This is a genomic window from Curtobacterium sp. MCBA15_008 (assembly GCF_001865065.1).
Taxonomy (GTDB): Bacteria; Actinomycetota; Actinomycetes; order Actinomycetales; family Microbacteriaceae; genus Curtobacterium.
In genome coordinates this window covers 37030-51992 of record NZ_MJGN01000008.1, presented here as the reverse complement: position 1 = coordinate 51992, position 14963 = coordinate 37030, and the positions used below count along the sequence as shown (strand labels likewise).

19 protein-coding genes are annotated in these 14963 nt (G+C 73.0%); 10 read left to right on the top strand and 9 right to left on the bottom strand.

Going from position 1 to position 14963, the window contains the following annotated elements:
* Positions 1 to 195 precede the first annotated feature (195 nt).
* The 5 genes from BIU96_RS03910 to BIU96_RS03890 are packed head-to-tail and all read left to right on the top strand — an operon-like array spanning position 196 to position 4316.
* Positions 196 to 930: a DUF4129 domain-containing protein gene (locus tag BIU96_RS03910; protein ID WP_071291305.1), complete on the top strand. Its 735-nt coding sequence runs from the start codon at positions 196 to 198 to the stop codon at positions 928 to 930.
* Positions 927 to 1427, top strand: a complete 501-nt coding sequence (locus tag BIU96_RS03905) for a hypothetical protein (protein WP_139199768.1) — start codon at positions 927 to 929, stop codon at positions 1425 to 1427. The genes BIU96_RS03910 and BIU96_RS03905 overlap by 4 nt, the downstream gene beginning before the upstream one ends.
* Before the next feature lie 23 nt (positions 1428 to 1450).
* Positions 1451 to 2458, top strand: coding sequence for a MoxR family ATPase (locus BIU96_RS03900; protein WP_071291303.1), 1008 nt, complete (start codon positions 1451 to 1453; stop codon positions 2456 to 2458).
* On the top strand, positions 2455 to 3783 hold the full coding sequence (locus BIU96_RS03895; protein WP_071291302.1) for a DUF58 domain-containing protein: 1329 nt from the start codon (positions 2455 to 2457) through the stop codon (positions 3781 to 3783). Before BIU96_RS03900 ends, BIU96_RS03895 begins: the two co-directional genes overlap by 4 nt.
* A complete protein-coding gene (locus tag BIU96_RS03890) occupies positions 3780 to 4316 on the top strand; it encodes a hypothetical protein (protein WP_071291301.1) in 537 nt (178 codons plus the stop codon). Before BIU96_RS03895 ends, BIU96_RS03890 begins: the two co-directional genes overlap by 4 nt.
* A gap of 23 nt (positions 4317 to 4339) precedes the next feature.
* Here BIU96_RS03890 and BIU96_RS03885 read toward each other — a convergent pair whose 3' ends face one another.
* Positions 4340 to 5500 (bottom strand): TDT family transporter, encoded by a 1161-nt coding sequence (locus tag BIU96_RS03885; RefSeq protein ID WP_071291300.1) that lies wholly within the window; start codon positions 5498 to 5500, stop codon positions 4340 to 4342.
* A 69-nt stretch (positions 5501 to 5569) separates the two neighbouring features.
* On the opposite strand from BIU96_RS03885, the gene BIU96_RS03880 reads away from it, so the two are divergent.
* Together BIU96_RS03880 and BIU96_RS03875 are read left to right on the top strand one after the other, a co-directional pair.
* Positions 5570 to 6475, top strand: coding sequence for a LysR substrate-binding domain-containing protein (locus BIU96_RS03880; protein ID WP_071291299.1), 906 nt, complete (start codon positions 5570 to 5572; stop codon positions 6473 to 6475).
* Between the two features lie 29 nt (positions 6476 to 6504).
* Positions 6505 to 6999 carry a GNAT family N-acetyltransferase gene (locus BIU96_RS03875; protein ID WP_071291352.1) on the top strand — a complete coding sequence of 165 codons (495 nt, stop codon included), beginning with the start codon at positions 6505 to 6507 and terminating at the stop codon, positions 6997 to 6999.
* Here BIU96_RS03875 and BIU96_RS03870 read toward each other — a convergent pair.
* The 3 genes from BIU96_RS03870 to BIU96_RS03860 all read right to left on the bottom strand — a co-directional run bounded on the left by BIU96_RS03870 (position 6918) and on the right by BIU96_RS03860 (position 10223).
* Positions 6918 to 7976 (bottom strand): alpha/beta hydrolase, encoded by a 1059-nt coding sequence (locus BIU96_RS03870; RefSeq protein ID WP_254785940.1) that lies wholly within the window; start codon positions 7974 to 7976, stop codon positions 6918 to 6920. The genes BIU96_RS03875 and BIU96_RS03870 overlap by 82 nt on opposite strands.
* Positions 7969 to 9525, bottom strand: a complete 1557-nt coding sequence (locus tag BIU96_RS03865) for an MFS transporter (RefSeq protein ID WP_368072964.1) — start codon at positions 9523 to 9525, stop codon at positions 7969 to 7971. Before BIU96_RS03865 ends, BIU96_RS03870 begins: the two co-directional genes overlap by 8 nt.
* A 146-nt stretch (positions 9526 to 9671) precedes the next feature.
* Positions 9672 to 10223 (bottom strand): TetR/AcrR family transcriptional regulator, encoded by a 552-nt coding sequence (locus BIU96_RS03860; RefSeq protein WP_071291298.1) that lies wholly within the window; start codon positions 10221 to 10223, stop codon positions 9672 to 9674.
* A 63-nt stretch (positions 10224 to 10286) separates the two neighbouring features.
* Here BIU96_RS03860 and BIU96_RS03855 point away from each other — a divergent pair, with 63 nt between their 5' ends.
* Positions 10287 to 11024, top strand: coding sequence for an SDR family oxidoreductase (locus BIU96_RS03855; protein ID WP_071291297.1), 738 nt, complete (start codon positions 10287 to 10289; stop codon positions 11022 to 11024).
* A gap of 25 nt (positions 11025 to 11049) precedes the next feature.
* Here BIU96_RS03855 and BIU96_RS03850 read toward each other — a convergent pair whose 3' ends face one another.
* Entirely contained in the window at positions 11050 to 12057 is a 1008-nt protein-coding gene (locus BIU96_RS03850; RefSeq protein WP_071291296.1) for a hypothetical protein, read from the bottom strand.
* Between the two features lie 145 nt (positions 12058 to 12202).
* Between BIU96_RS03850 and BIU96_RS20060 the strand changes: the two genes are divergently transcribed.
* Both BIU96_RS20060 and BIU96_RS20055 read left to right on the top strand, forming a co-directional pair.
* Positions 12203 to 12556 (top strand): helix-turn-helix transcriptional regulator, encoded by a 354-nt coding sequence (locus BIU96_RS20060; protein WP_071291295.1) that lies wholly within the window; start codon positions 12203 to 12205, stop codon positions 12554 to 12556.
* The gene (locus BIU96_RS20055) at positions 12553 to 13230 is read left to right on the top strand and encodes a cation transporter (RefSeq protein WP_071291294.1); all 678 of its coding nucleotides are present in this window, start codon (positions 12553 to 12555) and stop codon (positions 13228 to 13230) included. The genes BIU96_RS20060 and BIU96_RS20055 overlap by 4 nt, the downstream gene beginning before the upstream one ends.
* A 35-nt stretch (positions 13231 to 13265) precedes the next feature.
* Here the strand turns inward: BIU96_RS20055 and BIU96_RS03835 are convergent, their stop codons facing one another.
* The 4 genes from BIU96_RS03835 to BIU96_RS03820 all read right to left on the bottom strand — a co-directional run bounded on the left by BIU96_RS03835 (position 13266) and on the right by BIU96_RS03820 (position 14950).
* A complete protein-coding gene (locus tag BIU96_RS03835; protein ID WP_071291293.1) occupies positions 13266 to 13721 on the bottom strand; it encodes a DUF4396 domain-containing protein in 456 nt (151 codons plus the stop codon).
* Between the two features lie 117 nt (positions 13722 to 13838).
* On the bottom strand, positions 13839 to 14153 hold the full coding sequence (locus BIU96_RS03830; protein WP_071291292.1) for a helix-turn-helix domain-containing protein: 315 nt from the start codon (positions 14151 to 14153) through the stop codon (positions 13839 to 13841).
* Positions 14150 to 14554: a VOC family protein gene (locus BIU96_RS03825; RefSeq protein ID WP_071291291.1), complete on the bottom strand. Its 405-nt coding sequence runs from the start codon at positions 14552 to 14554 to the stop codon at positions 14150 to 14152. Before BIU96_RS03825 ends, BIU96_RS03830 begins: the two co-directional genes overlap by 4 nt.
* 51 nt (positions 14555 to 14605) lie before the next feature.
* Positions 14606 to 14950 carry a cupin domain-containing protein gene (locus tag BIU96_RS03820; RefSeq protein WP_071291290.1) on the bottom strand — a complete coding sequence of 115 codons (345 nt, stop codon included), beginning with the start codon at positions 14948 to 14950 and terminating at the stop codon, positions 14606 to 14608.
* Positions 14951 to 14963 lie beyond the last annotated feature (13 nt).

The following is a 14963-nucleotide window of genomic DNA, read 5'->3' as shown; positions in this document are numbered from 1 at the left end:
GGGTGTCGGGCCCCGGGCTGGTGGAGTACCGGGACTGCCGCATGACGAACCACCAACCGACCACGAACATCAGCGGGCCGGCGAGCGGCGCGATGGCTGCGAGCCACCCCGGCACCAGCGGCTCGTCGGCCTCCAGCGGCTGCGTGACGGCGGCCTCCGGACCGCCCGGACGCCACCGCGGGGTACCGTGGCCCCATGGCGAACGACGACGGTCCCCATCGTGGTGGCCCCCTGCTCGTTCCGGTCATCGTGTTCGCCCTCGGCGGTCTCGTCGTCGTCGCGGCCGGCCTCGGCGCACGTCCCGTCCTGACCGGAGCACGGTGGTCCCCGACCGTCGACCCGGCCACGGCGCCGCCGGCACCGGACGACGCCTCCGCTGCGGCCACCGCCGGTCCACAACCGCTCGGCGCTCAGGCCGCCCAGCACGTCGACACGACGTGCCTCCTCGTCGTCGCGGTGGTCGTCCTCGTCGCGCTCGCCGTCCTCGCGGTGCTGTACGTCCTCCGGCACCGGCGCCGTCGGGTCCGCCCGGAACGGATCGACGTCGCCGGACTCGCAGTCGACGTGACCACGGACCCCTCGGTCGAGGTCGGGCTGCAGCACATCCGCCGCGGGCTCGGTCGCGCGCTCGCGGTGCTGTCGGAACGCCGCGATCCGTCGGACGCCGTCACGGCAGCGTGGCTCGGCCTGCAGGAGTCCGCCGAGGACGCCGGGTTCCGCCGCGGCTCCGCGGAGACCCCGACCGAGTTCACCACGCGCATCCTCCAGCAGCTCGACGTCGACGAGACCGCGCTCGGCACCCTCCGCCGCTGCTACCTCGCGGTGCGGTTCGGCGGCGTCCCGGCCACCGAGGCGGACGTCGAGGCGGTCCGTGCCGCCCTGCGGACGCTGGAGCGGCAGTGGGCCGTCGCCCCGACGGGCCGATCGTGAACCCCCGCGCCGCAGCCGGCGTCGTCGTGCTCGCCGTCATCGCGTCCGCCATCGTCTGGTTCTTCGGCGTCGGCGTCCCGCTGTCCCTCGCCGTCGGCGGGGTGGTCGCCGCGGTGGGTCTGACGTGGACCGCGATCCGCGACGGTCCCTCGCTGACCTGGCCCGTGCCTCCCGTCCGATCCGCACCCGGCGCCCGGCGCGGCCTGTCCGAGACCGCCTGGGCGCTCCGGTCCCGCGGCGGCGTGCCGGAGCGCGCGCTCGGCCGCGCCCGCGCGGTCGCGCGGCACCGTCTCCGGCTGCTGCACCGACTCGACCTGGACGACCCCGGCGACCGCGCCGCGATCGAGGCGGTCTTGCCGCCGACCGTCGTCGCCGTGTTGCAGAGCGAACGGCGGCCGGAACTCGACCTCGCCGCGTTCGGCACCGTCCTCAGCGCCGTCGAGGCGCTCGCACCCCCCACCGACCGCACCGCGACCGAGAGGCAGCCGCGACCGTGACCCAACCCCAGACCGAAGCCCCGATGCCCATCGCCGACGTCGCCGCACGATCTCGTGACGTCCTCGACGCGGTCGGTGCCGTCGTCGTCGGGATGCGGGAGCCGCTCGCACTGGCGTTCGCCAGCATCCTCGCGGGCGGCCACGTGCTCTTCGAGGACGTCCCGGGGCTCGGGAAGACCCTGGCGGCACGGAGCCTGGCCGCGGCGTGCGGACTCGACTTCCGTCGGCTCCAGTGCACCCCGGACCTGCTGCCCGCCGACATCACCGGGTCGTTCGTCTACGCGCCCGCGACCGCCGAGTTCGTCTTCCGGCCGGGTCCCGTCTTCACCGGGATGTTCCTCGCCGACGAGATCAACCGGACGTCGCCGAAGACGCAGTCCGCGCTGCTCGAGGCGATGGCCGAGGGGCAGGTCACGGTCGAGGGCGAGGGGTTCCCGCTCCCGCGACCGTTCCACGTCATCGCGACGTCGAACCCGATCGAGTACGAGGGGACCTACGCGCTGCCGGAGGCCCAGCTGGACCGGTTCATGGTGCGGCTCTCCGTCGGCTACCCGACCCGCGAGGGTGAGCACCGGGTGCTCCTCAACCGGATCGGTCGGCGACGCGAGGTCGCGGAGGTCCCAGCCGTGGTCAGCGCGTCCGAGATGCTCCGCATGCAGGCGAGCGTCGAGGGCGTGCACGTCGACGACGACATCGCCATGTACTGCGTCGACCTGGCGAGTGCGACACGCTCCCATCGCGACGTGCAGGTCGGGGCGTCGCCGCGCGGAGCGCAGGCGCTCATGCTCGTCGGCCGCGCCCGCGCGGTGATGGACGGGCGAGACTTCGTCACGCCGGAGGACGTCAAGCTCACCGCGGTCGCGGTGCTGGCGCACCGGATCTCGCTGACGCCGCAGGCGTGGGCGAACGGGGTGGACCCCGCGGGGATCGTCCGGGGCATCGTCGCGCAGGTGCCGGGGCCGCCGGTGGTCGGCCGAGGTACTTCCGCCACGGCGGTCGCGTCCGGTGTGGTCGACCGGGAGGCGCGGTGAGCGTTCCCGACCCGCCTCCCGCCCGCCTCGCGCCCGGGCCCGACACCACGCCGGTGTGGGCGCGCAACCCGGCGCTCGTGTTCGGGCTCGCCGGCGGCGTGTTCCTCGCCGGTCTCGCACTCGTCACCGGGCGCCCCGAGCTCGCCGTCGTGGCGCTGCCGGCACTCGTGGCCGCCGGGTTCGGTGCCCGTCCTCGCCCCGGGCGGGAGCGCGTCCGCGTGGTGACGACGCACGCCCCGTCCGACTCGGGCCGCGGCGTCGGGTACCGGACGGAGGTCGCACTGCCACCGTCCGCCGAGGCCGTCGCCCTCGAGCTCCGCGTGGCGGGTGACCGCCGGCACGTCGTCGTGGTCGATCGCCGGGCGGCGGCGGGGCTCACCGGGACCGTGCCCGTCTTGCACTCCGGGCCTCAGGAGATCCTGCGGACGCACGTCTCCCTCCTCGGTCGGGGCGGCACCGCGGTGTCGGTACCCGCGGCCGGCCCCGTGCACGAGGCGGTCGTCCCGCCGCCGCACCTCCGCATGCAGCACCTGCCGATGCCGCGGCGCGTGACCGGGATCACCGGTGCGCACGACTCGGCCCGACCGGGTGACGGCGGTGAGTTCCGCGACGTCGCCCTGTTCGCGCCCGGCGACCGGCTCCGGCGGATCGACTGGCGGCGCACCGCCCGTCGCGCCGAACGCCCCGGGGACCTCTACGTCCGGCGGACCTTCGCCACCGCGGACGCGCTCGTCGTCCTGGTCGTGGACGGCCGCGACGACCTCGGCTCCGACGTCACGGAGTGGGGCGGCTCCCGTCGCCCCGGGCACGAGGCGACGTCGCTCGACCTCGCGCGCGAAGCCGCCGTGTCCCTCGCGACCGCGTACGTCGCCGCCGGTGACCGGGTCGGCTTCCGTGCCCTGGCCGGCACCGCCCGTTCGGTCGAACCCGGCGGCGGGACGCGGCACCTCGAGCGGCTCCGGTCGACGATCGCCTCGGTCGCCCCGACCGGCGACGCGACGGAGGCGACGCGGATGCCCCTCGTGCCGGCCGCGTCGCTCGTGGTCGTGCTGTCGACGTTCCTCGACGAGCAGGCCGCGACGATGGCGATGACGTGGGCGGCCACCGGCCACCGGGTCGTCGCGGTGGACGTGCTGCCGACACCGGACCTGCGCCGGGCGAGCAAGCACGAGCGCACGGCGTTCCGGCTCGTCGCCCTCGAACGCGAGGACCGGCTCGCCGAGATGGCCGCCACCGGTGTCGAGCAGATCCACTGGCAGACCGGCGACGACGGCTCCCCCGCCGTGCAGCTCCGGCTCCTCAGCCGCCCGCGGCGGGCCGGATGAGGCTGGGTTCGCGAGCGACGCGGACCGGAGCGCCGTCGATCGGCGCGGCGGTCCCGGCGTGGACGATCGGTGCGCTCGGCCTGGTCGCGGGGCTCGTCGGGTCGATCGTCGTCATCGGTGCGAGCGGTTGGCTCGTCGTCGCGGCCCTCCTCGCCGTGGCCGCCGCGGTGCTGCCCCGAGGACCGTTCGCCGCCCTGCTCGTGGTGCAGCTCGCGATCGCAGGGCTCGGCGGGACGGACCTCCCCGTGCTCCTCCTCACCACGCACCTCGTGCTCGCGACGAGCCTGCTCTGGGCGTGGACACCGATGACCGCCCGCGTGCAGCTCCGAGCGCTCCTGCCCTCGGCGCTGCGGTTCGTCGCGGTGCAGGTCGGCACCCAGGCGGTCGCGTTCATCGTGGTCGCGCGGTTCGGCGACGCGGGGCCGGTCGGGGGCGTCTGGCTCGCGGTCGCCGGCGCGGTCGCGCTCCTCGCACTCGCGCTCGGCCTGTTCGTGCCGACGCTGCTGCGCACCGGGGACGACGCCGACCGCTGAACCGTGGGCGGTGGTCGTGCTGCTCAGGTCGACTGCGGCGGTGCGAGCAGGTTGCCGCGGATCACGGAGCCGTGGAACGTGCGGATCGCCACGGTGATCCACGCTGCCACGAGCCCGGTGTAGTACACGACGGCGAGGCCGGAGACGGCGGTGAGGCCCGAGTGCAGGGCGAGCCCGTTGAGTCCGGTGACGCAGGTGCCGACGGGGAACGTGAAGGACCACCACGTGAGGCTGAACGGCAGGTGCTGCCTGGCCGTCCGGACGGTGACGGCGAGGGCGAGGGCGGTCCAGAGGAGCGCGAAGCCGAGCATCGCGAAGCCGTACACGAGCGCCACGCTCATCAGCGCACGTGCGGTGTCGGCGTCGACGGCGGTCGGCGCGTTCGACGCCAGCAGGTTCACGGCCGTGATCGACTGCCCGACGGGTCCGAGGACGATCCACAACGTCGGCACCATGCCGGCGCTGCCGATCGAGTGGCGGACGAGCCGGTTCCAGATCAGGGTGATCACGACGAGGGACGTGATCAGGCTCAGGCCGAAACAGGCGCAGCAGCCCCACAGGAGCGTCGCCCGCACCTGCCCGGCGGGGGCGTACGGCAGCAGGAGCGCGCCGGTGGACGCGGACACCATCGGTGGCACGATCGGCATCAACCAGCCGCCGAACGCGGAGTCGGGCCCGTTCTCGTGCCGAGTGAACGCGAGGTACGGCACAAGCACAGCCGTGACCAGACCGCCGATCGTGCCGACGGTCCACAGCACCCAGTCAACGGTCACAGCGGCCGGCAGGCCGATCCAGTCCCGGCCCAGGAGGAGCGTGCCCGCGCCGACCGTGAGGCTCGCCATCGGTGGGGCGCCGTAGAAGTGCGAGATCACCGGGTTCAGGTGGTGCCGTGCGGCGACGTCCCGGGAGCGCAGCCAGTGCAGGCCGGTCGCGATCGTGAGTGCGACCAGCAGGACCGCGGCGATCGCCCAGACGACGGTCGCGCCGGTGCGCAGGCCCGGGAACTGCACCGGCAGCGACGCGGCGGCGACCGCGACGATGCCCGTGCCCATGATCGACGCGAACCAGTTCGGTGTCAGGTTCGACACGATCTGCCCCGGACGCTCCAGTTCTCGGAACAGCCGTCTCGGGCGTCCCTCGCGGTGCTCGAGGGGATCGGGCGTGGGAGCGATCGCAACGGACATGTGATCAGCCTGCGCATCTGCGGCGGTCCGCGGAACGGCGGTCTGCTTGGCGGGGCACAATGGCTCGTTGTGGCGACGCGGCGACTGACGGACCGGACCCTGGACCTCGACACGTTGGAGGTGCTCGAACGCATCGCCGAGGCCGGCTCCCTCTCGCGCGCGGCGGAGGCGCTCGGTGTCACCCAGCAGGCCGTCTCGGCGCGACTCACCCTGGCGGAGCGCGCGGTCGGTCAGCCCCTGGTCCACCGTTCGTCGTCCGGCTCCACGATGACGGAGACCGGGCGTCTGCTGCTCGGCCTGGCGGGGCCCGTGCTGGATGCGTCGCGCCGGTTCGCGGCCGGCCTGGCGGCGTTGCAACAACCGACCGGCGCACTCGTGATCGCTGCTTCCCAGACGATCGCCGAGCTGTTGCTGCCGGGCTGGCTCATCGAGTACCAGCGCCGCGAACCGGACGTCACCGTGCGGCTCGTCGCCGGGAACTCCACCACGGTCACCGAGCTCGTCCGGACCGGCGTCGCCCACGTCGGGTTCGTCGAGATGCCGGCGGAGCCAGCTGGGGTGTCCTCGGTCGTCATCACCGAGGACGAGCTGGTCGTGGTCGTCGCACCGGGACACCCCTGGAGCGGTGCCACGAGCATCGACGTCGAACGGCTGGCCGCGACGCCGCTGCTGCTCCGCGAGGAGGGCTCCGGGACCCGGGCGACCATCGAGGCGTGGTTCCGGGAGGCAGGGGCGACGCCCGCGGTCCCGGCGGCGGTGCTCGAGACGACCGGGATCGTCCGGGCGAACGCCCGTGCGGGGATCGCGCCGGCGGTGATGAGTGTCCGGACGGTCGACACGGACCTCGCCTCGGGTGCCCTCGTCCGGATCCCGCTCGCGGGGGCGCCGCTGGTCCGGCCGCTCCGTGCGATCTGGGCGGGCGACCGCACGCCGCTCGCGTCGACGCTGCTGGAGGTCGCGCGCACGAGCCGGTGACCCCGCTGGCCCACCGGTACGGTCGGGACATGACAGAGCGCGACGCAGCCGCCGTGGTGGTCCGACCGGCGACCCTCGACGACGCCGAGGGGATCGCACGCGTCCACGCCGGTTCCTGGCGCGAGACGTACGGCCGCTTCGTGGACGATCCGGACACCGATCCGTGGTTCGACGTCGAACGGCGGATCGGGATGTGGCGGTCGAACCTCGAGCAGGCGACCTTCGGAACGGTGGTCGCAGCGGACGAGACGGGCATCATCGGGTTCGCCGCTGTCCAGGCCACCGACGAGCCCGGCGCCGTCCGCCCCGAGGAACTCACCATGCTCTACGTGCTCGCCCGTGCGCACGGGAGTGGAGCCGGCCAAGCGCTGCTGGACGCCGTGCTCGGAACACGTCCGGCGTCGCTCTGGGTCGCGGCCGACAACCCCCGTGCCCACGCCTTCTACCGGCGGAACGGCTTCGCACCGGACGGCGCGACCTCGAGCTTCGGTCCGATCTCGGCGACGGTACGACTCGTCCGCTGAACGACGGAGCCGAGGAGGCGCCCGGTGAACTCCCGCAGGGCTCCCACCGCCCGCCGCGACAGCGTCGCTTCCGGCATCATGCTCGTCGATCCGTGGAAGGCCCCCGGCCAGACGTGGAGCTCCGCTTGCACGCCTGCCGCCCAGAGCGCGCTGGCGTAGGCGACGGTCTCGTCCCGGAAGACCTCGGTGCTGCCGCAGTCGACGTACGCCGGCGGCAGCCCGGTCAGGTCCGTCGCCCGGGCGGGCGCGGCGTAGACGGAGACGTCGTCTCCTCCACGGCGGTCGCCGAGGTACGCGTCCCAACCGATCCGGGTCATCTCGCGGTCGGCCACGCCGACACCGTCGAACTGCCGCGCCGACGTGGTCGCGTCGCGGTCGTCGAGCATGGGGCTGACGAGCACCTGCCCGATGACGGCCGGACCCTGCCGGTCGCGGGCGAGGAGCGCGACCCCGGCGGCGAGGCCGGCACCGGCGCTCTGGCCGACCAGGACGATGCGCTCGGGGTCGATACCGAGGTCGTCGGCGTGCTCCGCGGTCCACACGAGACCGGCGTAGCAGTCCTCGACCGGGTACGGGTCGGGGTGCTCGGGGGCGAGGCGGTAGTCGGGGCTGACCAGGACGACGTCGTGCACGAGCAGCCACTCGTCGTACGAGTCGAGGTTGCCGAGGTGGTGGCCGAACATCATGCCGCCACCGTGGATCGCGTAGGCGCAGGCCGCGGGACCCGTCCGCCCGATGCGCTGGATCACGGCGAGGGTGATCGGCTCCCCGCGGTGGCCGGGGATCGTGACGCTGCGCCGCTCGAGCCCGCGGGCGTGGAGTCCGTCGTCGAGCTGCGCCTCCGTCACGTCGAGCTGGCGCATCCGCGGCAGCATCTCCGTCGTGAGGTGGAAGCCGCCGCGTTCGTCCAGGGCGGTGAGGAACGGGACGAACTCCGGGTCGAACGGTGGGCGGGGCAGGGTGGTGGTGTCAGGCACGGGTCGTCTCCTCGGTCAGGGGTGTCGCGATGGTGGTGGTCGATGGCTGCACGGCGGTCGGGGCCGGCGGGTGGTCGTCGAGGGGCCCGCCGGCCGACGGACCGGTCACACGGGCCCGCAGCATGCCGACCACGACGAGGAGGGCGGCGACGGCGGCGAGACCGACCCCGGCGGTGGTCAGGGCGTCCTCGAACGTCGCGAGCCGTGGGGCCGTCCAGGTGGTCGTGGTGATGCTGCCGGACACGAGGGCGGCGACGATCGTGCCCGCGGTGGCGACCGCGGCACCTCCCGCGAGCTCGCTCGACGTGTCGACGAGTGCCGCTCCGACCGAGGTGCGGTCCGCGGGGAGCCCGGTGAGGACCGAGGCGCCCGCGACGACGCCGACGACGCGCATGCCGGCGGCGACGAGCACGAGCGCGACGAGCACCCACACGTACCCGTGACGGCTCAGCGCGCCGAAGACGGCGAGGCCGGAGACGACGGAGGTCGCACTGATCCACGCCGCCCGGCTCAAGCCGACCCGCCGGACGAACGGTCCGACGAGACGGCCGCCCGCGAGCAGCACGACGACCTGCGGCAGCGTCCCCACGGCGGCCAGGGCCGGCGGCCACCCCCAGGCGAACTGCAGCTGCAGGGTGACGAGGTACGCCAGCCCGGCGACGGCGAGGCCGGACGCGGCCTTGAACGCGAGGCCGCTGGACACCAGGGGCCGGCCGATCAGACGCAGGTCGATCAGCGGGTGCCGCGCCGTCCGTTCCCGGACCACGAACCCGACCGCGCACACGACGGTCACGGCGAGCACGAGCCACCCCCACACGGCGGCGGCACCGGACTCGACGACGACCGTCGGTGTCACGAGCGCGCCCGCAGTGGCCAGCGTGCCGAGCGACGCGCCGACCACGTCGACGCGGTCGCGCCGGAGTCCTGCGGGTTCGTCACGGGTGACGCCGAATCGGATGCCGACGATCGCGAGCACCGCGATGGGCACGTCCGCCAGCAGCAGCACCTGCCACGGTGCGACGGCGAGGACGAACCCACCGGCCGTCGGACCGACCGCCAGCCCCACGAGTCCCGCGGTCGAGATGACGGTGAGGGCGCGGACCCGGAGCCCCTCGTCCTCGAAGAGCCGGAACGCCAGCGCCATCGACCCCGGCGTCGTCATCGCGGCGGCCACGCCCATCGCGACCCGCACGGCGATCAGCTGTTCGGTCGTCGTGACCGCAGCGGTCGCGAGGCTGGCGACGGCCAGCAGGACGAGTCCGGTGAGCATCACACGGCGCCGCCCGACGTGGTCGGCGACGGCGCCGAACAGCAGCATGAGGCCGCCGAACGCGACCGAGTACGCGCCCGAGACCCACTGCAGGCCCGTCGTCGACGACCCCAGTTCGCGGCCGATCGTCGGCAGGGCGACGTTGAGCACGGAGTTGTCGAGCATCTCGAAGAGGAACACCGCCGACAGCCCGGCGAGGGCGATCCAGGCGTCGACGAGACGAGGAGGCGGGTCACCGGCGGGCAGACGCTCGGTGGAGGACGAGGAACGGGGCGACACGATGGCGCACTCCTTCGGGGAAGAAGTGGCGACTCGTTCGATGCCGCGTGCGGGTGCGTCGCAGATCGCGGCGCCTTTTACCTCAGTGGTCGAGATCCTACACGGACTGCCGGCGACGGCGAAGTCAGCCGCGCACGGCCCGTCGGTCAGGAGGCGCGGAGCCCGTCCACCACCAGGCCCAGCAGGTGCGGCACCCGCTCCGCCGCTGACGACCCGAGCTGCCAGAGGAACGCGACCAGTGCCAGCAGGTCGGCCGGACCGACGTCGGACCGGAGCTCCCCCGCGCGGACTCCGGCACCGAGCAGCGCCCCGATCGCGTCGACGATCTCGTCGTACTGCTCGTCGTGCAGTTCCTGCCGCGTGGCGGCGTCGAGCACCTCGGCCAGCGCGTGCTTCTGGTACCCGAACGCGGCGAGCTCGTCGAGCCAGGACCGCAGCGCGCCCCGCTGTCGCGACCTCGCTGCGAGCGCGCGTGCGGACGCGACCAGTGCTTGGAAGTCGTCGCGGTAGACCTCGGCGAGCAGCGCCTCCCGGCTGGGGAAGTGACGGTAGATCGTGCCCTGGCCGACGCCGGCCAGCCGCGCGATCGACTGCAGCGTCGCCTCCGGGTCGCTGGCGAGCGCCGCGCGGGCGACGTCGACGAGTCGGGCGCGGTTCCGCGCGGCGTCGGCGCGACGTGGTGGTGGCGAAACGGACAAGTGTCCGGTAACCTCTCGACGAATCGGACGTGTGTCCGTTTCAGACTAGCGGAAGGGAACACCATGGAGGGGATCCAGGGGAAGGTCGTCGTGATCACCGGCGCATCGAGCGGCATCGGCGAGGCGACTGCGCTGCACCTGGCGGCGCGCGGCGCGCGCGTCGTCCTCGCCGCGCGTCGCGTCGAGCGGCTCGGGTCCGTCGTCGAGCGCATCACCGAGACTGGTGGCGAGGCGATCGCGGTCGAGACCGACGTGCGCAGCCGGGAGGCGCTGCATGCGTTGGTCGCGTCGGCCCGGTCGCGCTTCGGTCGCCTCGACGTGCTGCACCAGAACGCCGGCTCCATGGCGGTGTCGCCGTTCGACGCGCTCGACGTGGACGGGTGGCAGCAGATGGTCGACGTCAACCTGGTCGGGGTGCTCAACGGGATCGCGGCCGCACTGCCGGTGTTCCGCGAGCAGGGGTCCGGCCACTTCGTCCACACGGCGTCGACGTCCGCGCACCGCATCGTGCCGGCGCAGGGCGTGTACGCGGCGACCAAGACGGCGGTCCGGGTCCTCAGCGAAGCACTGCGTCAGGAGAACGGCACCGGTCTGCGCGTCACCGTCGTCTCGCCGGGGTTCACCGCGACCGAGGGCGTCACGAAGACCGACGACCTCGAACAGCGCGCACTGCTGGAGGCGCAGCGGGACGCGATCGCCATGCCCGCCGACGCCGTGGCCGCCGCGGTGGCGTACGCGATCGCGCAGCCCGCGGGGGTCGACATCGGCGAGGTGGTCGTCCGGCCGACGGCGCAGCGCTGACGCCGCCGCACCCGCACGGGCTCGTTCACCGGAGCGGTGCGGCAGCCCCCGATGCGATCCCGGCGGACCCGCCGTGCTGCTCGGCGTACGTCCGGGCGCGCTGGATCCGACGCACCGTCAGCGGCACCACGATGACGAGGACCACGACCTGGGCGGCCAGGAAGAAGTCCGGCAGCACGCCGAGTTCTCCGCGGATCGCCGCCGACACGAACTGGAACGCGATCCCGATGTACAGCAGCCCGATGTAGGCGAGTTGGAACTGCTGCGTCACCGGCACGATGCGCGCGTACTGCACCGCACCCCGCTCCTCGGCGTCGTCGAGGGGGATCGGCTTGCCCCGGAGCACGACCTTCGCGAACCGACGCAGTCGCCCGATGTCACGCCCGCCGGCGTCACGGAGTGCGGTGTTGAGCGGCAACGTGACGAAGATCGTCGCCATCGCCGTCGCGGTGAACGTGAGCTGCCCGGCGATGAGCACCGACTGCAGGAGATCGCTCCCACGCTCTCCTCCGACGGATGCGAGCAGCGCCGCTCCGAGGGTCGCCAGGACCGCGGCGATCACGAACGTGGTACCGATCGCCCGGACCTTGCCGCGGATGGCGCGCGCGTCGGGGAGCGATCGGTCCAGGTCGTCCGCGATCGGGCGCTCGGTGCGGCGGAACAGGCCACCGAGCGGCCGAGCGACGGCGAGCAGGACCGCGGTGCCGACGATGAGCAGCCCCGGGACCCAGACCGGCGCCCGCGCCGCGAACGCTGCGAGCACGATGAGGACGGCGGCGACGACGTCCACCACGACCACGCCGGTGAACCACCACGCCAGGTACCGCCGGCTCTCCGGGGATGCCCGGTGGTCCCAGTACGCCGCGAGCGCTCCGATCACGAGCGGCCCCATGACAAGGAACGGCGACGTGAAGGCCGTCGCGATGAGCAGTCCGTTCGGCGCGTCGTCGAACTGGAGCCCGATGAGGAGTGCCGCTCCCAGGGACAGCGCCGTCGACGCCAGGATCACGAACAGGTAGGCCAGGACTCGCATCGTTGCTCCCTCGGGCTCGGCGGCCCACGGCGTTCATCATGAACCGCCGCAGGCCCCGTTCGTCCGGACCGTGCGGTTCTCCGCAGCCGTGTGCGCGGTGTCGACAGGTCTCGACACTGGTCAGTCACCGCTGTAATGTCAGCTCATGCTGACCACTGCGCCACGCCTGGACGTCATGCACCGGTTGGGCCGGGCCATGGCCGACCGCACTCGCTCCCGCATCTTGCTAGAGATGCTCGAGGGACCGGTCTACCCGGGCCGTCTGGCGTCCGAGTTGACCCTGACGCGTTCGAACGTGTCCAACCACCTCGCCTGCCTCCGCGGCTGCGGCATCGTCGTCGCCGTTCCCGAAGGACGTTCGACCCGGTACGAGATCGCGGATGCCCACCTCACGGCCGCCCTCCGGTCGCTCCTCGACGTCGTCCTCGCCGTCGAGGACGGCGCCGCCTGCGTCGACGAGTACTGCGACGTCCCGCTCTGCTGCGGGCCAGGCGCATGACCGCCGCGGTCGGGGTCGTCGGGACGGACCGGAAGCGGGTGCTCCAGCGTCGGATCCGCTGGGTCGTCGCGGCGACCATCACCTACAACGTCGTCGAAGCGGTCGTCGCCATCGTTGCAGGGTCTGTCGCGTCGTCGACCGCGCTCATCGGGTTCGGCCTCGACTCCGTCGTCGAGGTGCTCTCCGCGGCAGCGGTCGCGTGGCAGTTCTCCGGGCGCGACCCCGAAGCGCGGGAGCGCGTCGCGCTGAAGGTGATCGCCGTGTCGTTCTTCGGCCTCGCCGCCTACGTCACCGTCGACGCCGTCCTCGCCCTCGCGGGCCTGCGGAGCCCCGACCACTCGACGGTCGGCATCGTCCTCGCGGCGGTGTCCCTGCTGGTGATGCCCGGACTGAGCCTGCTCGAGCGGCGGACGGGCACGGAGCTCGGCAGCGCCTCCGCGGTCGCTGACTCGAAGCAGACCCTGATCTGCTCGTACCTGTCCGCCGCCGTCCTGGTCGGCCTGCTGGCGAACACGTTGCTGGGTTGGGCGTGGGCGGACGCCGTCGCCGGGCTCGTCATCGTGGTCTTCGCGCTGCGCGAGGGGCTCGAAGCGTGGCGCGGTGAGACCTGCGCCGTCCCGACCGCTGTCCTCACCGGAGAACGCCCCGGCGAGGAGCCCTGCGACTGTTGCTGACCGGTCCGGGGACACCCCGCACCGGGGCGGACGACTCAGTGGTGGCCGTGGACGACCGCGTGGCCGCGGCCCCGGCTGATCATCCACCGGTTGACCGGGGTGGTGACGATGAACGCGATCACCAGCGAGAACGCCAGTGAACCCCAGAACAGCCAGTCGTCCAGCTGAGCGTCCAGGGCACCCGGGACGACGACGATGACGGCGTTGTCGATCAGCTCCATGACGGCGATGGAGACCGTGTCCGCAGCGAGGGCGACCGTGAACGCGGCGGCGAAGGTCAGCCCGGAGCGGATGACGCCGCGCATCGTGAGCGCGTAGCCGAACACGAACGCCAGCACGATCGACAGGATGATCGTGCCGGTGTTGTGCAGGCCCGTGGCGGTGCCGATGACCATGCCGAGGACCTCACCGATCGCGCAGCCGGTCAGGCAGTGCAGCGTCGCCTGTGCGGCCGCGGTCCAGCTCGTGCCGTGGTGCTCGTGCGCGTCCATCGTGTTCCTCCTTGCTCACCGTCGGCACCCCGTGCGGACGTCGGGGTCCCTCAGCCGTGCAACGCGCGACGCCGTGTGGTGTTCCCGGACGAGCACCGCGGGGCGCGCGACCCGTGGTCAGGCGCGCTCGTCCTCCTCGACGGGATCGTCCGGGGAGTGCTCGGCACCCCACTGCCCGAGCGCGGCGATCGCCGGGCGCAGTGCGAGCCCGCGTTCGGTCAACGCGTACGCGCGGGTGTTGTGCCGGAGCGGCAGCCGGGTCAGCACCCCGGCCTGTTCGAGTTCGCGCAGCCGTGTGGCGAGCACGTTCGTCGGCACGCCGAGCTCACGCTGCAGGTCGCCGTACCGTTGCGGCCCCTCGAGCAGCCGTTCGACCACGAGCAGCGCCCACCGTGCGCCGACGACGTCCAGCGCGGCGGCGAGGTCACTCACGCTTCCGGGTCGGCCTCTGGCTTCATCCAGAACGGCGAGTAGTGGTAGCCGTCCGGGTCGTCGAACTGGCGCTGGTACATGAACGGGTAGTCGTCGGTGTCACCGATCCGACCCCCGGCAGCACCCGCGCGTTCGATCAGCTCGTCGACCGCCTCGCGGCTGGGGAGGTCGAACGAGACCGTCACCTTCGACGGGGTGTCGGGCCCGCCGACGAGGTCCTCGACTCCCCCGACGGCGGCGTACATCGCACGGGTGCCGAGCATGACGTACTGCTCGGGCGCGATCGCGAAGCACGACACGTTCTGGTCGGACATGTCCCGGTTGAGGACCCAGCCGAGGGCCGTGTAGAAGGCGGTCGCGCGTTCGACGCTGTCGACCGGACAGGTGATGAAGAGGCTCATGGGCGCAACACTTGCAAAATACAAGTGCCACGTCAAGGAAGTGTGGCGTCGTCACCTCACCGGACCGAGGACGGACGTCGGCGCGCCGTCGTCCGGTACGTCCTTGAGTTCGATCAGGACCGTGTGGGTCGGCGTCGTGCCGGTGTTGCGGCCGGAGTGTCGCTGGGCCGCCAACCAGACGGCGGCGCCCGCGGGCAGCGCGACGTCGACACTGCGGTCGTCGGCTGCGAGCTGCCGCTCGAACGCCGTCAGCGTGACCATCACGCTGTTCGGGTGCCGGTGCGGGTGGGTCTGGTCGCCCGGCTCGTCGGAGTAGTCGAGCACCCGGACGTGCTCGTTCTCCCACAGCAGCCGGTAGTGCTGCGGGTCCGTCTCGATGGGATCGTCTGCGGTCATGGTGGGACTCGCT

Coding starts and splice junctions, on each gene's coding strand:
- BIU96_RS03875 (WP_071291352.1), top strand. CDS start 6,505: ATGACAGAGCGCGACGCAGCCGCCGTGGTGGTCCGACCGGCGACCCTC.
- BIU96_RS03825 (WP_071291291.1), bottom strand. CDS start 14,554: ATGAGCCTCTTCATCACCTGTCCGGTCGACAGCGTCGAACGCGCGACC.
- BIU96_RS03820 (WP_071291290.1), bottom strand. CDS start 14,950: ATGACCGCAGACGATCCCATCGAGACGGACCCGCAGCACTACCGGCTG.
- BIU96_RS03850 (WP_071291296.1), bottom strand. CDS start 12,057: ATGCGAGTCCTGGCCTACCTGTTCGTGATCCTGGCGTCGACGGCGCTG.
- BIU96_RS03855 (WP_071291297.1), top strand. CDS start 10,287: ATGGAGGGGATCCAGGGGAAGGTCGTCGTGATCACCGGCGCATCGAGC.
- BIU96_RS20055 (WP_071291294.1), top strand. CDS start 12,553: ATGACCGCCGCGGTCGGGGTCGTCGGGACGGACCGGAAGCGGGTGCTC.
- BIU96_RS03890 (WP_071291301.1), top strand. CDS start 3,780: ATGAGGCTGGGTTCGCGAGCGACGCGGACCGGAGCGCCGTCGATCGGC.
- BIU96_RS03900 (WP_071291303.1), top strand. CDS start 1,451: ATGCCCATCGCCGACGTCGCCGCACGATCTCGTGACGTCCTCGACGCG.
- BIU96_RS03910 (WP_071291305.1), top strand. CDS start 196: ATGGCGAACGACGACGGTCCCCATCGTGGTGGCCCCCTGCTCGTTCCG.
- BIU96_RS03835 (WP_071291293.1), bottom strand. CDS start 13,721: ATGGACGCGCACGAGCACCACGGCACGAGCTGGACCGCGGCCGCACAG.
- BIU96_RS20060 (WP_071291295.1), top strand. CDS start 12,203: ATGCTGACCACTGCGCCACGCCTGGACGTCATGCACCGGTTGGGCCGG.
- BIU96_RS03885 (WP_071291300.1), bottom strand. CDS start 5,500: ATGTCCGTTGCGATCGCTCCCACGCCCGATCCCCTCGAGCACCGCGAG.